Source organism: Streptomyces sp. NPDC006326 (assembly GCF_040612915.1).
Lineage (GTDB): Bacteria > Actinomycetota > Actinomycetes > Streptomycetales > Streptomycetaceae > Streptomyces.
Map to the genome: position 1 here is coordinate 39,542 of NZ_JBEXRC010000031.1, position 19,548 is coordinate 59,089.

Genomic DNA, 19,548 nt, shown 5'->3' on the forward strand with positions numbered 1-19,548 from the left:
CCGTTCCTCCGGATACCCCGGCCCTTCTCGGCCATTCCGACTTTCTTTCCCGAGCTTCTTTCCACTCCGTCACCAGAGGAGAATTCCCGATGATCGTTCGCAGCACTGACGAGCTCGCCCCCGTCGAGTGGGGCAACGGCACCAGCCACAGACTGCTCACCGAGGCCGACGGCATGGGCTTCACGGTCTGCGAGACGCTGGTCCGCCGGGGCAGCACCAGCCCGCTGCAGTACCTGCGCCACCTGGAGGCCTGCTACTGCACCGGCGGCTCCGGTGAGGTCGTCACCACGGACGGCACCCGATACAAGATCACCGAGGGCACCATCTACGCCCTCAACGAGCACGACGCCCACTACCTCGTCGCCTCCGACGACGAGGACCTCAAGCTGATCTCCGTGTTCAGCCCGGCCCTGCGCGGCGACGAGAAGCACACGCTCTCCCCCGACGGCTTCTCCCAGTACTGAGCCGAGTGAATCCGGGGGGCCGCCCCCTCGGCGGCCCCCCGGCACCTGTCCAGCGACGTACCGGAAGGTTGAGTTACCCGTGACACCCGCACCCGCACCCGCACACCCCGACATACGCGTCCCCGAACTCTCCGTTTCGCCCTACGAGATCTCCGCGCCCTGGGCCGAGGAACTCAACCGCGACATCGCGGCAGCAGACGCCGACGGCGCATTCCCCTGGGACAAGTGGAAGACGATCCGGCGCTCCGGAATCCTCGGCGTGCCCTTCGAGGAGCAGTACGGCGGTCTGGGCCGCACGCTCACCGGCACGATGCAGGCGCTGGAAGGGCTGGGCCACACCTGCCGCGACGCGGGGCTCAGCTTCTCCACCTCCACCCAGATCGTCAGCGTCGGCATCCCCCTGCAGGCCTTCGCGAGCCAGGAACTCAAGGACCGCTTCCTGCCGCGCATCATCTCCGGCGAGCTGATCACCGCGCACGCCATCACCGAGCCCGACAACGGCTCGGACGCCCTGCACATCGCCACCACCGCGACACGGGACGGCGACGACTACGTGATCGACGGCGGCAAGATGTTCATCACGAACGCGCCGATCGCCGACCTCTTCCTGCTCTACGTGCGCACCGGTGCACCGGGCCCCTTCGGGCTGAGCGTGTTCCTCGTGGACCGCGACACCCCCGGCCTGTCCGTGGGCGAACCCCTCGACAAGATGGGCCTGCGCACCTCCCCGCTCGGCACGGTCTCCTTCGACGGCCTGCGCGTACCCGCCTCCCGCCGCATCGGCCAGGAGGGCGCCGGCTTCCTGATCCTCGACCACGTGATGAAGCGGGAGATCCTGTTCTCCTTCTCCATCACCCTCGGCGAGATGACCCACCGCCTGGAGAAGGTCCTCGGGTACGCCAAGTCGCGCCGCCAGTTCGACCAGCCCATCGGCAAGTTCCAGGCCGTCTCTCACAAGATCGCCGACATGAAGATCGCCGTGGAGACGGCCCGCAAGTGGCTCGCCGACACCGGCGCCAAGGTCGAGGCCGGCCAGGACGCCGCTCTCGACATCGCCGCCACCAAGACCGTGGTGAGCGAGGCCAACACGCGCACCGCCCTCGACGCCGTGCAGATCTTCGGCGGCCAGGGCTACCTGACCCGTACCGGCATCGAGCAGGACCTGCGCAACGCGGTCGCCGGAACCATCTACTCCGGCACCAGCGAGATCCAGCGCAACCGCATCGCCTCACTCCTCGGACTGTGAGCCCGCGCGCCGACGAAAGGCCCTCACGACGATGACCGCCATCACCCTCAGCGAATTCGACCGGCTCACCGCCCCCACCGACTTCCTCGACTACGAGAGCGACGCCGTCCAGACGTTCGTCGACGACGCCGTCAAGGACCGCGCCGCCGACAAGCGCCACCTCGCCACCGAGCTGTACTACGCCGTCCGCGACGACGTGTTCTACGAGGTGTACGGGGCCGACCTGTCCCCCGAGGGCCTCAGAGCCAGCCATACCGCCACCGTCAAATCGGGTTTCTGCCTGCACAAATCGGTGCTGTACGCGGCCGCCTGCCGCGCGGTCGGCGTTCCCGCGCGGCTCCACTACGGGGACGTGCGCAACCACCTCGCCTCCGACCGGCTGCGCCGCCACATCGGCGGGGACGTCTTCTTCCACGGCCTGAACTCGGTCCACCTCGACGGCCGCTGGGTCAAGGCCACGCCGGTCTTCAACAAGATCCTCTGCAAGCTGTACGGGATGCAGCCGCTCGAATTCGACGGCACCGCCGACAGCCTGCACCACCCCTTCGACGACCAGGGCCGCAAGAGCATGGAGTTCCTGGTCGACCACGGCGGCTTCGACGACGTCCCCTACGAGTTCCTGATGGCGAACATGCGCCGCAAGCACCCCGGCTTCCTCGACAGCAGCGGCACCGGCACCGTGCGCGGCGGCTCCCTGGCCGCAGAGGCAGGCACCTGACCCCGCCCGCCGTTCCACCCCTCCACCCTTCCCCCACCCCCGAAAGGAGTCGGCCATGGGCAACGCGCAGGCAGAGCAGGACGGCTGGGAGGCCCGCGCCCGCGTCGGCGTGGTCGTGCCGCACGCGGACGTCGGCCCCGAGTCCGAGCTGCAGGCCATCGCACCCCACGACGTGTTCATCCACGGCTCGCGCGTCCACTTCGGCGCCATGCGGGCCGGCGGCGAGATGGACCCGAAGATCCCCCACGACCCGGTCCAGGCCTTCGTCGAACCGCCGCACATCGACGACGCGGTCGAGCTGCTCGCCGCGTCCCCGCTCGACGTCATCGCGCTCGGCTTCACCAGCTCCGCGTACGTCCTGGGCGCGGCCGGCGAGAAGGAGCTGTTCGGGCGGCTGTCCCAGTACACCCGCGGCATACCGGTCACCGGCACCACCAAGGCGGCCGTCGCGGGCTTCACGGCCCTGGGCGCCGAGCGGGTGGCCGTCGTCAACCCGCCGTGGTTCGACGACAAGCTCTCCGGCCTGGGCCGCGACTACTTCACCGAGCAGGGCTTCACCGTCGCCCACCACGGGCCCTGCGGGCTGCCCAGCAACCAGAAGCTGATCACCCCCGAGGCCCTGTCGGAGTGGATCCGCACCACCGTGGCCGGCCACCACCCGGACGCGGTCCTGGTCGCGGGCAACGGCATCCGCGCCGTGGGCGTCATCAACGCCCTGGAGAAGGAGCTCGGCTTCGCCGTCCTGACCGCGAACCAGGTCCTGTTCTGGCACGCCCTGCACCTGGCCGGCGCCGGCGGGGCCGCCCGCGAGATCAAGGACTACGGCCGGCTGTTCTCCCTCGCCCCCGCGGACGGCGGGGCATGAGCCTGCTGCCGCCGGACGGGCACGTCGCGCTGTTCGCGACCGCCGAGGGAGACACCTACCGCACCCCGCTGGTGTGCTGGCGCGACGACGGCAGCACCGTCTACGGCATGGTCCTGTACCGCGGCTCGCTGCGCCGCGCCGAGCAGGTGCCGGGCTTCCGCCGCTACACCCACGAACGCGAGCACCGGCCGCAGCCCCCGATCGCGGAGCGGCCCAGGCAGTACGCGGACTCGCTGAACTGATCGCCGATCCACCCGCCGCCCGGGCTCGCACGGCCCCCTCCGGACGAGCCCGGGTCCGGTACGGCCGCCCCACGGCCGTGACACCCCACAGATCCGAATGGTGAACCACATGTCTCGACACACCGGCTTACAGGCCCACTTCACCCCCCTGGAGGCCGTACCCCGGCCCGCCCCGGGCCGCCACGTCCTCGCCACCGTCGCCTTCGGCGAGGACAGCGGCCTGTCCCTCACCCCGCAGGGGCACCCCGAGCTCGCCATCCCCATGTCCTCGCCGGGCTTCGACTCCTTCCGCGAGGTGTGGACCACCTCCGCCGAGCCCGCCACCGGCACCCGCGGCGACCTGGCCTTCGCCCACGACGGCGAATACCTCTTCGTCTCCGGCACCATCGACCCGCTCCCGGTGTACGGGCCGAAGGTGCGCGAGGTGTACGAGGCGGCCTTCGCACTCGTCGAGGAACTCGGCTACCCCCGCATCTTCCGGATGTGGAACTTCGTCGGCGACATCATCGGCTCCAACGCCGAAGGCATGGAGATCTACCAGGACTTCGTCGCCGGCCGCGCCGAGGCCTTCGCCTCGTACGGCGACGGCACCGGCCACATGCCGGCCGCCACCGGCATCGGCACCCGGGGCGAGGGCATCTCCTTCACCCTGCTCGCCTGCCGCGAGGGCAGCCCCCGGCACGTGGAGAACCAGCGGCAGACACCCGCCTACCACTACCCCGAGCAGTACGGCCCCAAGCCGCCCAGCTTCGCCCGCGCCACCCTGCTCCACCCGGCCGGCGCCGGGCAGGCCGACGGCGCGCTGTTCGTCTCGGGCACCGCCAGCATCCTCGGCCACGAGACCGTCCACCGCGGCGACGTCGCCCGGCAGACCGAGGTCGTGCTGGAGAACATCGCCGAGCTGATCGGCGGCCCCAACCTGGCCGCGGCCGGACTCGACGGCGGCCACGAGCTCAAGGACCTCCGCCTCGTCAAGGTCTACGTCCGCCACGAGGCCGACCTCCCGGTGGTGCGCGCCCTGTGCCAGGACGCGCTCGGGCCCGACGCCGAGACCGTGTACCTGAACGTGGCCGTGTGCCGCGACGACCTGCTCGTCGAGATCGAAGGCCTCGTACCCGGCGCGGAGTGGTCCCGGTGACCGGTCCCGAACCGCTCACCGTGCCGGGCACCCGGGCCCCCGCGCCCGCGGTCTGGGACCTGCTCCCCGCCGAACAGCAGCCCCAGTGGGGCGCCCACCCCGCGCTGACCGAGGTGCGCCGCACCCTGTACGAGGCCCCCGCGCTCACCACGGCGGCCGATGTCAGGGCGCTGCGCCGGCAGCTCGCCGAGGTGGCGCTCGGCCGGGCCCGGCTGCTGCAGACCGGGGATTGCGCCGAGGACCCGGACGAGTGCGGCCCCGACCACACGCGGGCCAAGGCCGCGCTGCTGGACGAGCTCGCCGACCGGCTGGAGCGGCACACCGGGCAGCCCGTGGTGCGCATCGGCCGCATGGGCGGCCAGTTCGCCAAGCCCCGCAGCCGCCCCACCGAGACCTACGACGGGATCGACCTGCCGGTCTTCCGCGGCCACCTCGTCAACTCCCCGGAGCCGACGCCCGCCGCGCGCCGGCACGACCCGACCCGGATGCTCCGGGCTTACGAGGCCGGCGCGAGCGTGCTGCGCACCCTCGACGGGCAGCGCACCGACCCGTACGGGCCGTGGGCGAGCCACGAGGCGCTCGTCATGGACTACGAGAGCCCGCTGGTGCGCCGGGATCCGGACACCGGTCTGCCCTACCTGGCCTCGACGCACTTCCCGTGGATCGGTGAGCGCACCCGGCAGCCGGGCCTGGCCCACGTGGAGTTCCTGGCCTCGGTCGCCAACCCGGTCGGCTGCAAGATCGGGCCGTCGGCGACGCCCGAGGAGGTGGTGCGGCTCTGCCGCATCCTCGACCCGCACCGGCTGCCCGGGCGGCTCACGCTGATCCTGCGGATGGGGGTGCAGTCCGCGGAGCGGGCCATCGGACCGATCGCGGACGCGGTGTCCCGCGAGGGCCACCCCGTCGTCTGGCTGTGCGATCCGATGCACGGCAACACCGTGCAGACCGCCTCCGGCATCAAGACCCGCCACCTCGCCGACGCCATCGGTGAGGCCGCCGCCTTCCGGCAGGTGCTGGAGGAGCACGGACTGCACGCCGGGGGCGTCCACCTGGAGACCGCCACGGCCGAGGTCACCGAATGCCTGGGCGGCCCGGTCAGCCGCGAGCAGATGCTGACCGAGCGCTACGAGACGCTCTGCGACCCGCGGCTCAACCCGCGCCAGGCCCGCGAGCTGATCGACGCCGTCTTCTCCTGAGCAGTACCCCTGGCGGACAACGCCTCCTGAGCAACGCCTTCCGAGCAGCACCCCCGCCTTCCAGTGAACTTCCCCGAGAGAGGAATCCCGTGCCCCAGACGCCGACCGATCTCCGTATCGGTGTCGTCCTCCCCGGACGCGAATCCGTCGTCGAGCAGAACCACTACCCCCGCCATCTGGGTGAACTCGGCCAACTGATCGAACAGTTGGGTTACGACTCCATCTGGGCCGGGGAATCCCCGCTGGCCCGGTCCCGGATGAACCCGCTGCTCGCCCTCACGGCGGCCGCCACCACCACCGAACGCGTCCAGCTCGGCACCGCCGTGCTGCTGCCGCTGCGCCCGCCGGTCCACCTGGCCCACGAACTGGCCTGCCTGGACCGGATCTCCGGCGGCCGTCTGATCACCGGCCTCGGCTCCGGTTTCTCCTCGCCCGCCACCCAGGCCGAGTTCGCGGCGTACGGCGTCCCCTTCAAGGAGCGGGTCGGCCGGATGCGGGAGACCTTGGAGATCTGCCGGGCGCTGTGGGCCGCCGCCGGCGAGCCGGTCTCGTACGACGGCAGCCACTACCGGCTCACCGATGTGGCGCTGCTGCCCGTCCCCGACCAGCCGGCCGGCCCCCCGCTGTGGATGGCGCACTCCGGCGAGAAGATGCTGGAGCGCACCGGTCAGATCTACGACGGGTGGATGCCGACCAGCACCACCGCGGCCCACTACGAGAAGGGCTGGCTGCGGGTGCAGGAGGCCCGGGAGGCGGCGGGGCGCGCGGAGTCCGAGGTCACCGGCGCGGTCTACCTGTCCGTCGCCGTGGACGAGAGCGCCGAGAAGGCCGAGGAGACGCTGAAGGCGTACTTCGGCGCGTACTACCGGCTGGACCTGCCCACCATGCGCACCACCCAGGGCATCTTCGGCGGGACCGCCGAGCAGGTCGCCGAGTGGCTCGGCGGCTACATCGAGGCGGGCGCCCGCCACATCGTGCTGCGGCTGCCCACCGCCGACCTCCACGAGCCGAGCTACCGGGCGGCCCTGGAGCGGACCTCCGAGGAACTGCTGCCGCTGCTGCGCGGCGCGGTGCGATGACGGCCGTTCAGCTGGGCGCCCCGGCGGGGCCGTCAGCGGCCAGGCGGCGGGCCGTGTGGCTCGCCGCCTGGCCGCTGACGGCCGTGTTCATGCTGTCGAACGTGCCGACCCCGCTGTTCGTCCTGTGGCAGCACCGGATCGGCTTCGCGACCGGCACCCTGACCGTCGTCTTCGCCACCTACATCGGGGGCCTGCTGCTGGCCCTGCCCGTCGCGGGCGTCCTGTCGGACCGCTACGGCAGGCGGACCGTCCTGTTCCCCGCCGTGCTCGCCGGGCTGGTGGCGTGCCTGCTGTACGCGACCGCCGGGGGCGTCGCCGCGCTGCTGGTGGCGCGACTGCTGACCGGGCTCGCGGTGGGCGCCGCGGTGCCGGCCGGCATGGCGGCGGTGGCGGACGTCGCCGGGCCGGAGCGGCGCCGGCTCGCCTCGCTGGCCGGGTCCGTGGCCATCGGCAGCGGCCTGGCGGCGGGCCCCCTGCTGGCGGGCTGTGCGGCGCAGCTGCTTCCGGCGCCGACGGTGACGGCGTTCGCGGTGGAGGCGGCGCTGCTGCTGTCGGCGCTGCTGGTGGTACGCGGTCTGCCGCAGGTGCGGCACGAGGGGGGAGCGGGACCGTGGCTGCGGCTGCCGTCCGTTCCCCGCCCCAACCGGCGGGACCTGCTGGCGAGTCTGGCCGCCTACATGCCGGGCATGACGGGGACCTCGTTCCTGCTCGCCTTCGGCCCCTCCATGCTGGCGAACCTCCTCGGCACCTCCAACCGGATCGTCGCGGGCGGCTCCGCGTTCGTGATGTTCGGGGCGTCGACCGGGGTGCAGTTCGCGGTGAGCCGGTGGCGCACGCACCGGCTGCTCGCCACGGCGGCGGTCGCGACCGCGGCGGGCATGGTGGCGGTGGTGCTGGCCGTGCGCGCCGGGTCGATCGCCCTGCTGCTCGCCGCGGCCGTACTGGCGGGCGCCGGCCAGGGCATGAGCCAGCTCGGCGGGTTCTCCCTGCTGAACGCGCGGGTCCCGACGGGGCGGCTGGCCGAGTCGAATGCCGCGCTGAGCGCCTGGGGTTACCTCTTCGCCGGGATCCTGCCCGTGGCAGCGGGCTACCTGAGCGACGCGCGGGGCATCGCCTTCAGCGCCACCGTGCTGGGCCTGACGGTGGCGGGCACGGCGGCGATCGGGATGCTGTTCGTGCTGCGGCTCGGCAGAGCGGAGTAGCCGGGGCGGCTTCGTCAGTCGCCGAAGGGTGGTCAGGGGGCGGTGGCTCTGATCCGGTCCAGGAAGGGTTCGAGGGCCGCGCGCCAGGCGGCCGGCTGGTCGTAGTGGAGGTAGTGGCCCGCGTCGGGGATCTCGGCGTACTGGCCGGCCGGGAGGACGCGGACCATTTCCTGGGCCTCGGCGCGGCCCAGCTCGCCGTCGAGTCCCCGTACGACCAGGGTCGGGCAGCGGACCTGCGCCAACTCCTCCCAGTGCGCGTCGTGGACCCAGGTCTCCCGGGCCGTCAGCATCTGGCGGCGGGAGAAGAGGGGGCGCCAGCCGTCCGCGGCCTCGTGCATCACCTCGGCGAAGAAGGCTCCGCGGCCGGGGTCGGGGCGCTCGACGCGGGGGTCGTCCTCGCCGAACCAGCGGCGGGCGGCGTCCTGGGTGGGGAAGGGCAGGGGCCAGCGGCGGAACCATTCTTCCCAGGCGTGCTGGGAGGCTTCGCCGAGGGCGGAGGCCCGCATGTCACAGATCACCAGGGCCTCGACCAAGTCGGGGCGGCGGGCGGCGAGCTGCCAGCCGGTGAGGGCGCCCATGGAGTGGCCGATCACGGTCACCGGGGCCAGGCCGAGCTGTTCGATGGCCGCCTCCGCATCGGCCACGAAGGCCTCGCGACCGAGGGGGTAGGGGCTGCCGGGGCGGACCGGCGGGCGCTCGCTCTGGCCGTGGCCGCGCTGGTCGAGGGCCACGACGCGGCGGTCCCGGGCGAGCCAGCGGGCGGTACCGGCCCAGTGGAAGGCGCGGCCCATCAGACCGTGGAGTAACAGCACCCGCGGGCTGCCGGGGTCCGCGGGCTCGTCCTCGGTTTCCCGGAACTCCCAGGCGGCCAGGCGTACGCCGTCGGACCCCGTCACATCGATGCGCTGTACCACCGCAGATGCACCCCCTTCGCTCCCGGCCAGACTATCGAACCCGCATTCGAAAACGGGGTTCTCGCCCCCAACACCCCTCTTTCGAGTGACCTTGCTCAAGGATTGACCACCGCTGCCGATGGAGATCCTTTCCACAGGGAGGACGGGCCGCTCGGGGAAGACGGTCCGAGGGGATGACCCTGAGAGCTCGGGGCTCCGGGTCAGCAAGGGGAGGACCGGTCCCGGCGCCGCAAGGCGCCGGGACCACCCACATCACCACACCCTGGCACCGCATCCCCACCTCCCCCGCCACACATCCCCAGGACGAGTGACCGGGACGCGCGACGGTGACGCGACGGGGCGGCCCCGGCGCCTGCCGCCTCGGCGCAGGCCGGGATGAGGACCTCAGCGCTTGGCGACGAAGACGTGCGAGGCGATGTCCGCCTCCAGCTCGGCCGCCTCGCCGCCGCTGCCGACCAGCACCCCGCCCGGCGACTCCGTCACGCTCACCACCGAGCCCGGCTGCACACCGGCCCGCCGCAGCGTGTACATCAGCTGGGCATCCGTCTGGATCGGCTCGCCGATCCGGCGCACGACCACGGTCTTGCCCTCGGTCCCCGGGTCCAGCTCCGACAGGCTGACCATCCCGTCCTCCAGGAACGGGTCCGCCTCGGCCTTCTCACCGAGCTCCTCCAGCCCCGGGATCGGGTTCCCGTACGGCGACTCGGTCGGGTGGCGCAGCAGCTCCAGCACCCGCCGCTCCACCGCCTCGCTCATCACGTGCTCCCAGCGGCAGGCCTCGGCGTGCACCTGCTCCCACTCCAGACCGATGACGTCGACGAGCAGGCACTCGGCGAGCCGGTGCTTGCGCATCACGCGCGTGGCCAGCCGCCGGCCCTCGTCGGTCAGCTCCAGGTGCCGGTCGGTCGCGACGGCCACCAGGCCGTCCCGCTCCATCCGCGCCACCGTCTGGCTCACCGTCGGGCCGCTCTGATCGAGCCGCTCGGCGATACGGGCGCGCATGGGGACCACACCTTCCTCTTCCAGCTCCAGGATGGTGCGGAGATACATCTCCGTGGTGTCGATCAGTCCGGACATTCGTGCCCCTCGGATATCGTGCGCTGGCCCTGCCCCCAATTCTGACGCATCGGGCCGACAACCGTCCCGTGCCGGGCGCGGGACGGGGATTGACGTCCGTATTGACACGCCCTTGGTACAGACCGCACGGTGAGCGGCGGACACGGACGCACCCCACCTTCGGAAGGGCCTTCGGCGCATGAGCGAGAGCAAGCTGGCCGGTCAGTTCCTCGACGCCGCCATCGGCCTGCTGGAGCGGGTGCGGGAGGAGGAGGGCGGGCGCATCGCCGAGGCCGGGGCCGTCATGGCCGACGCGGTGGCGGCCGGGAACCGGCTGTTCGCCTTCGGTGCCGGGCACTCCTCGCTGCCGGCCCAGGACGTGGTCTACCGGGCCGGCGGACTGGCGCTCATGAACTTCCTCGCGGTGCCGGGCACGGTCGGCGTCGACGTCATGCCCGCCACGCTCGGCAGCGCCCTGGAGCGGGTCGACGGCCTCGCCGGGGCCGTCCTCGACAGCAGCCCGGCCACCGCCGGGGACGTCCTGGTGATCATCTCCCTCTCGGGGCGCAACGCCCTGCCGGTCGAGATGGCCATGAACGCCCGCGCCCTCGGCCTCAAGGTCATCGGCGTGACCTCGGTGGCCTACGCGACGCAGACCAGGTCGCGGCACGTCTCGGGCACCTTCCTCAAGGACCACTGCGACGTCGTGCTCGACAGCAAGATCGCGGTCGGTGACGCCGAGCTGACCCTCGACGGCATCGACGCCCCCTTCGCCCCCGCCTCCACCGTCGTGACCAGCGCGATCATGCAGGCCGTGATGGCGGCCGCGGCCGGCGAACTCGCCGCCCGCGGGGTGGAGCCCCCGCTGCTGCGCTCGGGCAACGTGGACGGCGGCCACGAGTGGAACGGCCGGGTCCTCCAGGAGTACGGCGACCGCATCTTCTTCCGCCACTAGTCCGCCCCCGGGAGGGGGAGGGCCGGGGCCTACGGCGCTTCCTTCGGGGCGCGGGCCAGGTCCAGGTCGGCGGCGACGCGGGCCGCGACCTCCTCCGCGTAGGCCGCGTCCGCCTGGTCGAAGGCGGCCCTCGACGGTCCTCGTACGAAGGTCAGCACGCCCAGGCTCCGCCCGCGGCTGCGCAGAACGGTGCACAGCGCGTGCGCCGAGTCCGGCGGCCAGTGGCGGGCCTGCGCCCAGCCCGCGGCGGCGTCCCCGCGCGGCGCGCTGCTGCGCACCGACCCGATCCGGTCGAGGGCCTGGAGCGCCGGGTGCCCGGGCTCGTACCGCACGGGGAGCGCCCCGGAGCCCGGCAGCAGCGGCGGCGAGGCGGCGGAGCGTACGAGCCGCTGCCGCTCGGGATCGGCCGGCTGGTCCAGGACGTCGAGCAGGGCGTGCTCCGCGAAGCCGGCCAGGGCGAAGTCCAGGCGTACGACCGCGGCCTCCGCCGGGTCCTCGCACTCGGCGGCGGCCCGCCCCGCCCGGTGGAGCTGGCTGGAGCGGAACCGCAGCTGGGCCGTGTCCAGCGCGGCCTGGCGGCCCTCGGTGATGTCCTGGAACAGCCAGCCGACGCCGAGCGGCACCGGCTCCTCCGCCAGGGGCGAGCCGAGCCGCAGGAACCCGCACCGCCAGCACCGCCGCCGCACCCCCTCCGGGGTGGGCACGGACACCCACAGCTCGACGGGCTCGGGCGAGGATCCCTCGGCCAGCACGTGCTGGAGGGCGCCCTCCAGCTCCTCGACGCCCTGGCTGAGCAGGTCCCCGAGGGGCCGGCCGAGCAGCGCGGTGCGTCCGGAGCCGAAGGCGCGGGCGGCGTGGGCGTTGACGACGGCCGGGCGCAGGTCCACGTCGACGAGGACGACGCCCCAGGAGGCGTCCTCCATCAGGGCCTCGCTGAGGGCGATGGACCGCTCCAGGTCGATCTGCGTGTGCACCTCGGTGAAGGCGCAGTACACCCCGGCGGGTTTCCCGTCGGCGCCGGGCACCCCGGCGGACTGGGTCCGTACGAGGACGCGGCCGCCCTCCTTGGTCACGAGCGCGAACTCGTTCACCTGCCGGCCGGGCACCTCCAGGGCGGCCATGAGCCGGTTCTCGACGTCCTGCGCGTCGGCCGGCCGGGCGGCCCACCCGGCGAAGCCCTTGCGTCCCACGGCCTCGGCGGCGCTCCAGCCGAGGATCCGCTCGGCCTCGCGGTTCCAGTGGGTGATCACGCCGTCGGCGTCGAACGCGCAGAGCGCCGCGTCCATCCCGTCCAGCAGCGCTGCGAGCAGATCGTCGGCGGTCTCACTCCGTCCGGAAGCACTCACCTGGCACCCCCTGCAGGTGTTCGCGTGTGCGGCACGTCAGATCATTGAACTGGAACGTGACGCAGCCCACACCGCATTCCCCGAATTGGGCATGAAATCCGCTCAGGAGGGCGGGGCGGTCCGGCCGCGGACGACGGCCGCGGGCCTCCGGGCCTCCGGGCCTCCCACCGCGTCAGCAAAAAATAAATGGTTGTCGCGCGCGGGTCGGGTGCCTAGGCTCTGCCGTACACGAGAAGGGAGGTGGTTCCGGAAATGTACGGTAACCGGACGCGTGAGGTGGCTGCGGGCTAAGGGCCCGTCGTCGCACGCACCCAGTGCGGTGCCCGGCGGAATCGCCCGGCGCCAATCCCAAGCAGTCACCCGACCCGCGGGCTCGCCGGTACGTCCGGCCGGCTTCTCTTACTGCAGAAGAGAAACCCGAGCCCGCGGGTCGTCTGCGTTCCCGGGCGGTGCGCTCCGGGGCCGGGCGCGGCCCGCCCGCCCCCCTTCCGTCAGCGCCGCCGCCACGGGCAGGGCCGCCCCTACGGGCAGAGCCGCTCGATGCGCCACTTCCCGCCCTCGCGGACGTAGCGCAGGCGGTCGTGGAGGCGGTTCTCGTGACCCTGCCAGAACTCCACCTCCTGGGGGACGATCCGGATGCCGCCCCACTCGGGCGGGACCGGTACCTGCTCCCCCTCGGGGTAGCGCTCCTCCAGCTCTGCGTAGCGGCGGTCGAGCTCCGCGCGGGAGGCGATCACCGCCGACTGGTCGCTGGCCCAGGCGCCCAGCTGGGAACCGTGGGGGCGGGAGCGGAAGTACGCGGCGGTCTCGTCCCGGCCGGTGCGGGAGGCCGTGCCGGCGACGATGACCTGGCGGGCGATGGGGTGCCAGGGGAACAGCAGGGCGATGTGCGGGTTGGCGTCGAGTTCGCGGCCCTTGCGGGAGGCGTAGTTCGTGTAGAAGACGAAGCCCCGCTCGTCGAACTGCTTCAGCAGGACCGTGCGGGAGCTGGGGCGGCCGTCGGGCGTCGCCGTCGAGACGACCATCGCGTTCGGCTCGAAGAGGTGCGAGTCGGCGGCCTGCTGGAACCACACGGCGAACTGCCGCATGGGGTCCTCGGCGAGGCTCGCCTCGTGGACGATCTCCGAGCGGTACTGCTTGCGCATGGTGGCGGGGTCAATGTCCTGGTCGGTCACGCGGCCATCCTGCCGCAGGAGGACGCGCGGCAGTGTGCCGTATGTCACGCTTCCGCAGGCCAGCGGGAACCGCCAAAATCTTGGGGCCGGTCCGCGGGTCCCACAACGGGTGACCAGCGGCCGTGCCGGGCATCAACGGGGATGACCGCGCCGGACTGCGAGTCACGCCGGGAGCCGCGCGTGTTCGCACTATCTGAGGAGCCGCCTGATGTCCGACTTCGTACCCGGGCTCGAAGGGGTCGTCGCGTTCGAAACCGAGATCGCAGAACCGGACAAGGAAGGCGGATCGCTGCGGTATCGCGGCGTCGACATCGAGGACCTGGTCGGCCACGTCTCCTTCGGGAACGTGTGGGGTCTGCTCGTCGACGGGGCGTTCAACCCCGGCCTGCCGCCCGCCGAGCCGTTCCCGATCCCGGTGCACTCCGGTGACATCCGCGTCGACGTGCAGTCCGCCCTGGCGATGCTCGCCCCCGTGTGGGGCCTGAAACCGCTGCTCGACATCGACGAGCGGACCGCCCGCAACGACCTGGCGCGGGCCGCCGTGATGGCGCTGTCGTACGTCGCCCAGTCCGCCCGCGGGCAGGGCCTGCCGATGGTCCCGCAGAGCGAGATCGACAAGGCCGAGTCCGTGGTCGAGCGGTTCATGATCCGCTGGCGGGGCGAGCCGGACCCCAAGCACGTGAAGGCCGTGGACGCGTACTGGACCTCCGCCGCCGAGCACGGGATGAACGCCTCGACGTTCACCGCGCGGGTGATCGCCTCCACCGGCGCCGATGTGGCGGCCGCCCTGTCGGGTGCCGTGGGAGCGATGTCCGGGCCGCTGCACGGAGGTGCGCCGTCCCGCGTGCTCGGCATGATCGAGGAGATCGAGCGCACCGGCGACGCCGTGGCGTACGTGAAGAAGGCCCTGGACAAGGGCGAGCGGCTGATGGGCTTCGGACACCGGGTGTACCGGGCCGAGGACCCGCGCGCCCGTGTGCTGCGGCGTACCGCGAAGGAGCTGGACGCCCCGCGCTACGAGGTGGCCGCCGCGCTGGAGAAGGCCGCCCTGGAGGAGCTCCACGCCCGCCGCCCCGACCGGGTGCTCGCCACCAACGTGGAGTTCTGGGCCGCGATCATGCTGGACTTCGCCGAGGTCCCGGCGCACATGTTCACCTCGATGTTCACCTGCGCCCGTACCGCCGGCTGGTCGGCGCACATCCTGGAGCAGAAGCGCACGGGCCGCCTGGTGCGGCCCTCGGCCCGCTACATCGGCCCGGGCCGGCGCGACCCGCGCGAGATCGAGGGCTTCGCGGACATCGCCAAGACGGCCTGACCCGTCCCGTCCGCCGCAGGGCGCCGCACCCCGACGGGGGCGCGGCGCCCTGCGCCGTGTGCGCCTCGGCGCGCCGCGTACGGCTCAGCCGAGGACCGTGTCCAGGATCCGGGTCCACTGGGTGACGACGCGGGCGCGGCGGGGGCCGTCGTCGGTCAGGACGTTGGCGAGGCCGAGGCCCCGGGCCATGTCGAGGAAGCCCTGCACGGTCTCCCGTACGCCCGGGACGGATTCGTCGGCGCCCAGCAGTTCGACGGCGATGCGGTGGGTCTCGCGGCCCACGCGCGCCTCCAGTTCGACGACCTGGGGCCGCAGCTGTTCCTCGTTGGAGGCGGCGACCCACAGCTGGAGGGCGGCCCGGAACAGGGCGCCGGTGTAGAGGTCGACGAGGGCTCCGACCACGGCGGGGCGGGCCGCGGGACCGGCGTGGAAGAGCTCGCGCAGGGCGGTGGAGCGTTCCTCGGCGACGTAGGCGACGGCCGCGGTGAAGAGGGCCTCGCGGGTGGGGAAGTGGTACTGGGCGGCGCCGCGGGAGACGCCGGCGCGTTCGGCGACGACGGCGACGGTGGAGCCGGCCCAGCCCTGTTCGGCCAGGCAGGAGACGGCCGCCTCCAGGAGGTGGCGGCGGGTGACGCGGCTGCGGGCCTGCTTGGGGCCGGTCAGGTGCTTCGCATCGGTCACAGGGCCCATGACGGGTCCCGGCGCTCGAAGCGGGCGGTGATGCCCTCGCGGGCCTCGTCCGAGGCGAAGTGGCGGGCGGACAGCTCCGCCAGGGCGGCTCCGTCCCGGTCCAGAGCGGCCCGCAGCGGGGCGGTGACCAGGCGCTTCGTCTCGGCCAGGGCCTGCGGGCCGGCCTTGCGCAGTCCCGCGAGCACGGGGGTGAGCACCTCGTCGACGTCCTCGCCGTGCAGGGTGAGCAGCCCGATCCGGGCGGCTTCGGCCGCGTCGAACGCCTCGGCGGTCAGCAGGTAGCGGCCGGCGGCGCGCGGGTCCAGGCGGGGCAGCAGCGGCGCGGAGATGACGGCGGGGACGACCCCGAGGTGGGTCTCGGTGAAGGCGTACGAGGACCGCGGCCCGGCGGCGGCGATGTCGCAGGCGCCGAGCAGCCCGAGGCCGCCCGCCCGGACGTGTCCGGTGACGCGGGCGACGACCGGCCGGGGCAGTTCGGCGATCTCGCGGAGCAGGGCGAGGAAGTCGGCGGGCTCGCACGGGGACGTGAGGTCGGCGCCCGAGCAGAAGGTGTTGCCCGTGTGGGTGAGGACGACGGCCCGGACGCCGGGGTCGGCGCCCGCCGCGGCGAGCGCGGCGCGCAGTTCGCCGACGAGGCCCGCGGACAGTGCGTTGCGGTTGGCCGGGGAGTCCAGTGTGAGGGTGGTGATACCGGGCGGGTGCGCGGCCGGCTCGACGCGGACCAGGGGGGACATGCCGTTCTCCTCCGGAGGTTGTACGGGTGGTGCGGGGCGTCGGCCGCCGGGCTGCGGCCGACGCCCGGGACTCAGTACGACTTGGGCAGGCCCAGGGTCTGGTGCGAGACGAAGTTGAGGATCATCTCGCGGCTGACGGGGGCGATGCGGGCCACCCGGGATGCCGTGATGAGGGAGCCCAGTCCGTACTCGCGGGTGAGGCCGTTGCCGCCCAGGGTGTGGACCGACTGGTCCACCGCCTTCACGCAGGCCTCGGCGGCAGCGTACTTGGCCATGTTCGCCGCCTCGCCCGCGCCCATGTCGTCGCCCGCGTCGTAGAGGTGGGCGGCCTTCTGCATCATCAGGCGGGCGAGTTCGAGATCGATGTGGGCGGCCGCGAGGGGGTGGGCGATGGCCTGGTGGGCGCCGATCGGCTCCTTCCAGACCTGGCGGGTGCGCGCGTAGTCGACGGCCTTGGCGAGCGCGTGGCGGCCCATGCCGAGGGCGAAGGCGGCGGTCATGATGCGTTCCGGGTTGAGCCCGGCGAACAGCTGGAGCAGGCCCGCGTCCTCGTCGCCCACCAGAGCGTCGGCGGGCAGCCGTACCTCGTCCAGGACGAGTTCGAACTGCTTCTCGGCCGCCTGGAGCTCCATGTCGATGACGGAGCGGGAGAAGCCGGGGGCGTCGCGCGGGACGATGAACAGACAGGGCTTGAGACGTCCGGTGCGGGCGTCTTCGGTGCGGCCGACGATGAGGGTGGCGTCGGCGATGTCCACCCCGGAGATGAACACCTTGCGGCCGCTGAGCACCCACTCCTCCCCGTCGCGGCGGGCGGTGGTGGTGATGCGGTGCGAGTTGGAACCGGCGTCGGGTTCGGTGATCCCGAAGGCCATGGTGCGGCTGCCGTCGGCGAGGCCGGGGAGCCAGGCCCGCTTCTGCCCCTCGGTGCCGAAGCGGGCGATGACCGTGCCGCAGATGGCCGGGGAGACCACCATCATCAGCAGGGGGCAGCCCGCGGCGCCGAGTTCTTCGAGGACGATGGAGAGTTCGGCGATGCCCCCGCCCCCGCCGCCGTACTCCACGGGCAGGTTGACGCCGAGGTAGCCGAGCTTGGCGGCGTCGGCCCACAGTTCGTCGGGGTGGCCGCCCTCGCGGGCGACACGGGCGAGGTAGTCGCGCCCGTAGCGCCGGCCGAGGGCGGCGACGGCGGCCCGCAGGGCCTTGTGCTCTTCGGATTCCACGATGGCGGTGCCGGTCTCGGTGGCGGGGCTCATGCTGGCGGTTCCTCCTGGACTACGGCGAGCAGGGCGCCGAACTCGACCTGGTGGCCGAGGGCGGCGTGGAGCGCGGTGAGCGTGCCGGAGGCGGGCGAGACGATGCGGTGCTCCATCTTCATGGCCTCCAGCCACAGCAGGGGCTGCCCGGCCGTGACGGGCGCGCCGGGGGCCAGGCCCTCGGCGACGCGGATGACGGTGCCGGGCATGGGGGCGAGCAGGGATCCGGGTTCGGTGCGGGCCCGTGGGTCGGCGAACCGGGGGACGGGGGTCAGGGTGTGGGCGCCGAGGGCGCAGTCCACGTAGGTCTCGGCCGCGACGCCCTCGGTGTTCGAATTGTGTTTCACGTGGAACGTCCGGCGGACTCGGCCGACTTCGAGGGTGACGAGCCCGGGCTCCGCGGCCAGGACTCGAACACCGGGGTGGTCCACGAGCTCCGGGGGGCCGTTGCGGGCGGGCCGGTAGCGGACCTCGTACTCGGAGCCGGCCACGCGGTAGCGGCGGATCTGCGGCTGCGAGCGGAGGTTGCGCCACCCACCGATCCGGGCGGCGAGCGGCGCGTCCGGGGCCGGCGCGGCGGCCGCGAGGGCGGCGGCGACAGCGGCCAGGGTGGCGCTGCTCGCGGCGTCCGGGGCGGCTTCGGTGAGGGAGCCGAGGTGACGGTCGTAGAACCCGGTGTCGAGCCGCGCCCCGGCGAACTCCGGGTGGCGCAGGGAGCGTACGAGGAGCTCCCGGTTGGTGGTCAGGCCGTGGATACGGGCTCCGGCCAGGGCGTGGGCGAGGGCCCGGACCGCCTCGGCACGGGTCGGGGCGTGGGCGACGACCTTGGCGAGCATCGGGTCGTAGTGGATGCCGACCGTGTCGCCGTCGGTGAAACCGGTGTCCACGCGCACCTCACCGGACACGGCCAGGGTGTGCAGGACGCCGGTCTGGGGGCGCCAGTCCTGCGCGGGGTTCTCGGCGTAGAGGCGGGCCTCGACGGCGTGGCCGGTGGGCTCGGGGGGTGTCAGCGGCAGGGCGCCGCCCTCGGCGATGCGCAGTTGCAGGGCGACGAGGTCGAGTCCGAAGACGGCCTCGGTGACGGGGTGTTCCACCTGGAGGCGGGTGTTCATCTCCAGGAAGTACGGGCGCCCGTCGGCGGCGACCAGGAACTCGACCGTGCCGGCGCCCTGGTAGGAGACGGCCCGGGCGGCGGCCACGGCGGCCTCGTGCAGGGTGGTCCGCAGGGCTTCGGGAAGGCCGGGCGCGGGGGCCTCCTCGATGACCTTCTGGTGGCGCCGCTGCAGGGAGCAGTCCCGGGTGCCGAGCGCCCAGACCGTGCCGTGGGCGTCGGCGAGGATCTGCACCTCGACGTGGCGTGCCCGTTCCACGTAGGGCTCGGCGAAGACCTCGTCGTCGCCGAAGGCGGAGCGGGCCTCGGCGGCCGCGGCGTCCAGTTCGGCCTTGAGCCCGGACAGGTCGCGGACGATGCGCATGCCCCGCCCGCCGCCGCCGGCGGCGGCCTTGAGGAGCAGCGGCAGGTCGGCGGCGGTGGCCTGCGCCGGGTCGACGGGGTCGAGGAGCGGCACGCCGGCTGCGCGCATCAGCTCCTTGGCCCGGGTCTTGGAGGCCATGGCCTCGATGGCCTCCGGGGGCGGGCCGATCCAGACCAGGCCGGCGGCGAGCACCGCGCGGGCGAACGCGGCGTTCTCGGAGAGGAAGCCGTAGCCGGGGTGGACGGCGTCCGCGCCCGCGGCGAGCGCCGCTTCGACGATCAGGTCACCGCGCAGGTAGGTGTCGGCGGGGGCGGCCCCGGGCAGGCGTACGGCCGCGTCCGCCTCCCGTACGTGCAGGGCTCCCGCGTCGGGGTCGGAGTGGACGGCGACGGTGGCCAGGCCCAGGGCGCGGGCGGTGCGGAAGACGCGGACGGCGATCTCGCCGCGGTTGGCGACGAGGACCGAGGTGATCAGCTGGGTCATGT

The 19,548-nt window shown here is 73.2% G+C and carries 19 protein-coding genes; 11 read left to right on the top strand and 8 right to left on the bottom strand.

Features of this window, described 5'->3' with window-relative positions:
* Positions 1 to 89 precede the first annotated feature (89 nt).
* The 9 genes from ABZ128_RS23120 to ABZ128_RS23160 all read left to right on the top strand — a co-directional run bounded on the left by ABZ128_RS23120 (position 90) and on the right by ABZ128_RS23160 (position 8,150).
* Positions 90 to 464, top strand: a complete 375-nt coding sequence (locus ABZ128_RS23120; RefSeq protein ID WP_356850678.1) for an ectoine synthase — start codon at positions 90 to 92, stop codon at positions 462 to 464.
* Positions 465 to 543: 79 nt separating this feature from the next.
* Entirely contained in the window at positions 544 to 1,710 is a 1,167-nt protein-coding gene (locus tag ABZ128_RS23125) for an acyl-CoA dehydrogenase family protein (protein WP_356850679.1), read from the top strand.
* Between the two features lie 31 nt (positions 1,711 to 1,741).
* Positions 1,742 to 2,428, top strand: a complete 687-nt coding sequence (locus ABZ128_RS23130) for a transglutaminase-like domain-containing protein (protein ID WP_356850680.1) — start codon at positions 1,742 to 1,744, stop codon at positions 2,426 to 2,428.
* Between the two features lie 55 nt (positions 2,429 to 2,483).
* Complete coding sequence (locus tag ABZ128_RS23135; RefSeq protein WP_356850681.1) at positions 2,484 to 3,293, top strand: maleate cis-trans isomerase; 810 nt, start codon at positions 2,484 to 2,486, stop codon at positions 3,291 to 3,293.
* On the top strand, positions 3,290 to 3,535 hold the full coding sequence (locus tag ABZ128_RS23140) for a DUF6253 family protein (RefSeq protein ID WP_356850682.1): 246 nt from the start codon (positions 3,290 to 3,292) through the stop codon (positions 3,533 to 3,535). Before ABZ128_RS23135 ends, ABZ128_RS23140 begins: the two co-directional genes overlap by 4 nt.
* Before the next feature lie 109 nt (positions 3,536 to 3,644).
* Entirely contained in the window at positions 3,645 to 4,673 is a 1,029-nt protein-coding gene (locus tag ABZ128_RS23145) for an FkbO/Hyg5 family chorismatase (RefSeq protein ID WP_356850683.1), read from the top strand.
* Positions 4,670 to 5,869, top strand: a complete 1,200-nt coding sequence (locus ABZ128_RS23150) for a 3-deoxy-7-phosphoheptulonate synthase (RefSeq protein ID WP_356850684.1) — start codon at positions 4,670 to 4,672, stop codon at positions 5,867 to 5,869. The genes ABZ128_RS23145 and ABZ128_RS23150 overlap by 4 nt, the downstream gene beginning before the upstream one ends.
* A gap of 89 nt (positions 5,870 to 5,958) precedes the next feature.
* Positions 5,959 to 6,948 (top strand): LLM class flavin-dependent oxidoreductase, encoded by a 990-nt coding sequence (locus tag ABZ128_RS23155; RefSeq protein WP_356850685.1) that lies wholly within the window; start codon positions 5,959 to 5,961, stop codon positions 6,946 to 6,948.
* Positions 6,945 to 8,150 carry an MFS transporter gene (locus ABZ128_RS23160; RefSeq protein ID WP_356850686.1) on the top strand — a complete coding sequence of 402 codons (1,206 nt, stop codon included), beginning with the start codon at positions 6,945 to 6,947 and terminating at the stop codon, positions 8,148 to 8,150. The genes ABZ128_RS23155 and ABZ128_RS23160 overlap by 4 nt, the downstream gene beginning before the upstream one ends.
* 32 nt (positions 8,151 to 8,182) lie before the next feature.
* Here the strand turns inward: ABZ128_RS23160 and ABZ128_RS23165 are convergent, their stop codons facing one another.
* Together ABZ128_RS23165 and ABZ128_RS23170 are read right to left on the bottom strand one after the other, a co-directional pair.
* Complete coding sequence (locus tag ABZ128_RS23165) at positions 8,183 to 9,064, bottom strand: alpha/beta hydrolase (protein WP_356850687.1); 882 nt, start codon at positions 9,062 to 9,064, stop codon at positions 8,183 to 8,185.
* A 384-nt stretch (positions 9,065 to 9,448) separates the two neighbouring features.
* Positions 9,449 to 10,141 (bottom strand): metal-dependent transcriptional regulator, encoded by a 693-nt coding sequence (locus ABZ128_RS23170; RefSeq protein ID WP_356850688.1) that lies wholly within the window; start codon positions 10,139 to 10,141, stop codon positions 9,449 to 9,451.
* Between the two features lie 178 nt (positions 10,142 to 10,319).
* Between ABZ128_RS23170 and ABZ128_RS23175 the strand changes: the two genes are divergently transcribed.
* On the top strand, positions 10,320 to 11,075 hold the full coding sequence (locus ABZ128_RS23175) for an SIS domain-containing protein (protein ID WP_356850689.1): 756 nt from the start codon (positions 10,320 to 10,322) through the stop codon (positions 11,073 to 11,075).
* A gap of 29 nt (positions 11,076 to 11,104) precedes the next feature.
* Here ABZ128_RS23175 and ABZ128_RS23180 read toward each other — a convergent pair whose 3' ends face one another.
* Together ABZ128_RS23180 and pdxH are read right to left on the bottom strand one after the other, a co-directional pair.
* Entirely contained in the window at positions 11,105 to 12,421 is a 1,317-nt protein-coding gene (locus ABZ128_RS23180; RefSeq protein WP_356850690.1) for a PAS domain-containing protein, read from the bottom strand.
* 521 nt (positions 12,422 to 12,942) lie between these two features.
* A complete protein-coding gene (gene pdxH / locus ABZ128_RS23185) occupies positions 12,943 to 13,566 on the bottom strand; it encodes a pyridoxamine 5'-phosphate oxidase (protein WP_356850725.1) in 624 nt (207 codons plus the stop codon).
* Positions 13,567 to 13,804: 238 nt separating this feature from the next.
* Between pdxH and ABZ128_RS23190 the strand changes: the two genes are divergently transcribed.
* Positions 13,805 to 14,911: a citrate synthase 2 gene (locus tag ABZ128_RS23190; protein ID WP_356850691.1), complete on the top strand. Its 1,107-nt coding sequence runs from the start codon at positions 13,805 to 13,807 to the stop codon at positions 14,909 to 14,911.
* Positions 14,912 to 14,995: 84 nt separating this feature from the next.
* Here ABZ128_RS23190 and ABZ128_RS23195 read toward each other — a convergent pair whose 3' ends face one another.
* From ABZ128_RS23195 to ABZ128_RS23210, 4 genes are all read right to left on the bottom strand, one after another.
* Positions 14,996 to 15,601 carry a TetR/AcrR family transcriptional regulator gene (locus ABZ128_RS23195; RefSeq protein WP_356850692.1) on the bottom strand — a complete coding sequence of 202 codons (606 nt, stop codon included), beginning with the start codon at positions 15,599 to 15,601 and terminating at the stop codon, positions 14,996 to 14,998.
* Complete coding sequence (locus ABZ128_RS23200) at positions 15,589 to 16,335, bottom strand: enoyl-CoA hydratase family protein (protein ID WP_356850693.1); 747 nt, start codon at positions 16,333 to 16,335, stop codon at positions 15,589 to 15,591. The genes ABZ128_RS23195 and ABZ128_RS23200 overlap by 13 nt, the downstream gene beginning before the upstream one ends.
* Positions 16,336 to 16,406: 71 nt before the next feature.
* Complete coding sequence (locus ABZ128_RS23205) at positions 16,407 to 17,588, bottom strand: acyl-CoA dehydrogenase family protein (RefSeq protein ID WP_356850694.1); 1,182 nt, start codon at positions 17,586 to 17,588, stop codon at positions 16,407 to 16,409.
* Positions 17,585 to 19,546, bottom strand: a complete 1,962-nt coding sequence (locus tag ABZ128_RS23210; protein ID WP_356850695.1) for a biotin carboxylase N-terminal domain-containing protein — start codon at positions 19,544 to 19,546, stop codon at positions 17,585 to 17,587. The genes ABZ128_RS23205 and ABZ128_RS23210 overlap by 4 nt, the downstream gene beginning before the upstream one ends.
* Between the last annotated feature and the right edge of the window lie 2 nt (positions 19,547 to 19,548).

Excerpts from the sequence above, each read along its gene's own strand:
- ABZ128_RS23200 (WP_356850693.1), bottom strand. The coding sequence starts at position 16,335 with ATGTCCCCCCTGGTCCGCGTCGAGCCGGCCGCGCACCCGCCCGGTATC.
- ABZ128_RS23205 (WP_356850694.1), bottom strand. The coding sequence starts at position 17,588 with ATGAGCCCCGCCACCGAGACCGGCACCGCCATCGTGGAATCCGAAGAG.
- ABZ128_RS23170 (WP_356850688.1), bottom strand. The coding sequence starts at position 10,141 with ATGTCCGGACTGATCGACACCACGGAGATGTATCTCCGCACCATCCTG.
- ABZ128_RS23195 (WP_356850692.1), bottom strand. The coding sequence starts at position 15,601 with ATGGGCCCTGTGACCGATGCGAAGCACCTGACCGGCCCCAAGCAGGCC.
- ABZ128_RS23135 (WP_356850681.1), top strand. The coding sequence starts at position 2,484 with ATGGGCAACGCGCAGGCAGAGCAGGACGGCTGGGAGGCCCGCGCCCGC.
- pdxH (WP_356850725.1), bottom strand. The coding sequence starts at position 13,566 with ATGCGCAAGCAGTACCGCTCGGAGATCGTCCACGAGGCGAGCCTCGCC.
- ABZ128_RS23145 (WP_356850683.1), top strand. The coding sequence starts at position 3,645 with ATGTCTCGACACACCGGCTTACAGGCCCACTTCACCCCCCTGGAGGCC.
- ABZ128_RS23120 (WP_356850678.1), top strand. The coding sequence starts at position 90 with ATGATCGTTCGCAGCACTGACGAGCTCGCCCCCGTCGAGTGGGGCAAC.
- ABZ128_RS23210 (WP_356850695.1), bottom strand. The coding sequence starts at position 19,546 with ATGACCCAGCTGATCACCTCGGTCCTCGTCGCCAACCGCGGCGAGATC.
- ABZ128_RS23140 (WP_356850682.1), top strand. The coding sequence starts at position 3,290 with ATGAGCCTGCTGCCGCCGGACGGGCACGTCGCGCTGTTCGCGACCGCC.
- ABZ128_RS23130 (WP_356850680.1), top strand. The coding sequence starts at position 1,742 with ATGACCGCCATCACCCTCAGCGAATTCGACCGGCTCACCGCCCCCACC.
- ABZ128_RS23160 (WP_356850686.1), top strand. The coding sequence starts at position 6,945 with ATGACGGCCGTTCAGCTGGGCGCCCCGGCGGGGCCGTCAGCGGCCAGG.
- ABZ128_RS23175 (WP_356850689.1), top strand. The coding sequence starts at position 10,320 with ATGAGCGAGAGCAAGCTGGCCGGTCAGTTCCTCGACGCCGCCATCGGC.
- ABZ128_RS23190 (WP_356850691.1), top strand. The coding sequence starts at position 13,805 with ATGTCCGACTTCGTACCCGGGCTCGAAGGGGTCGTCGCGTTCGAAACC.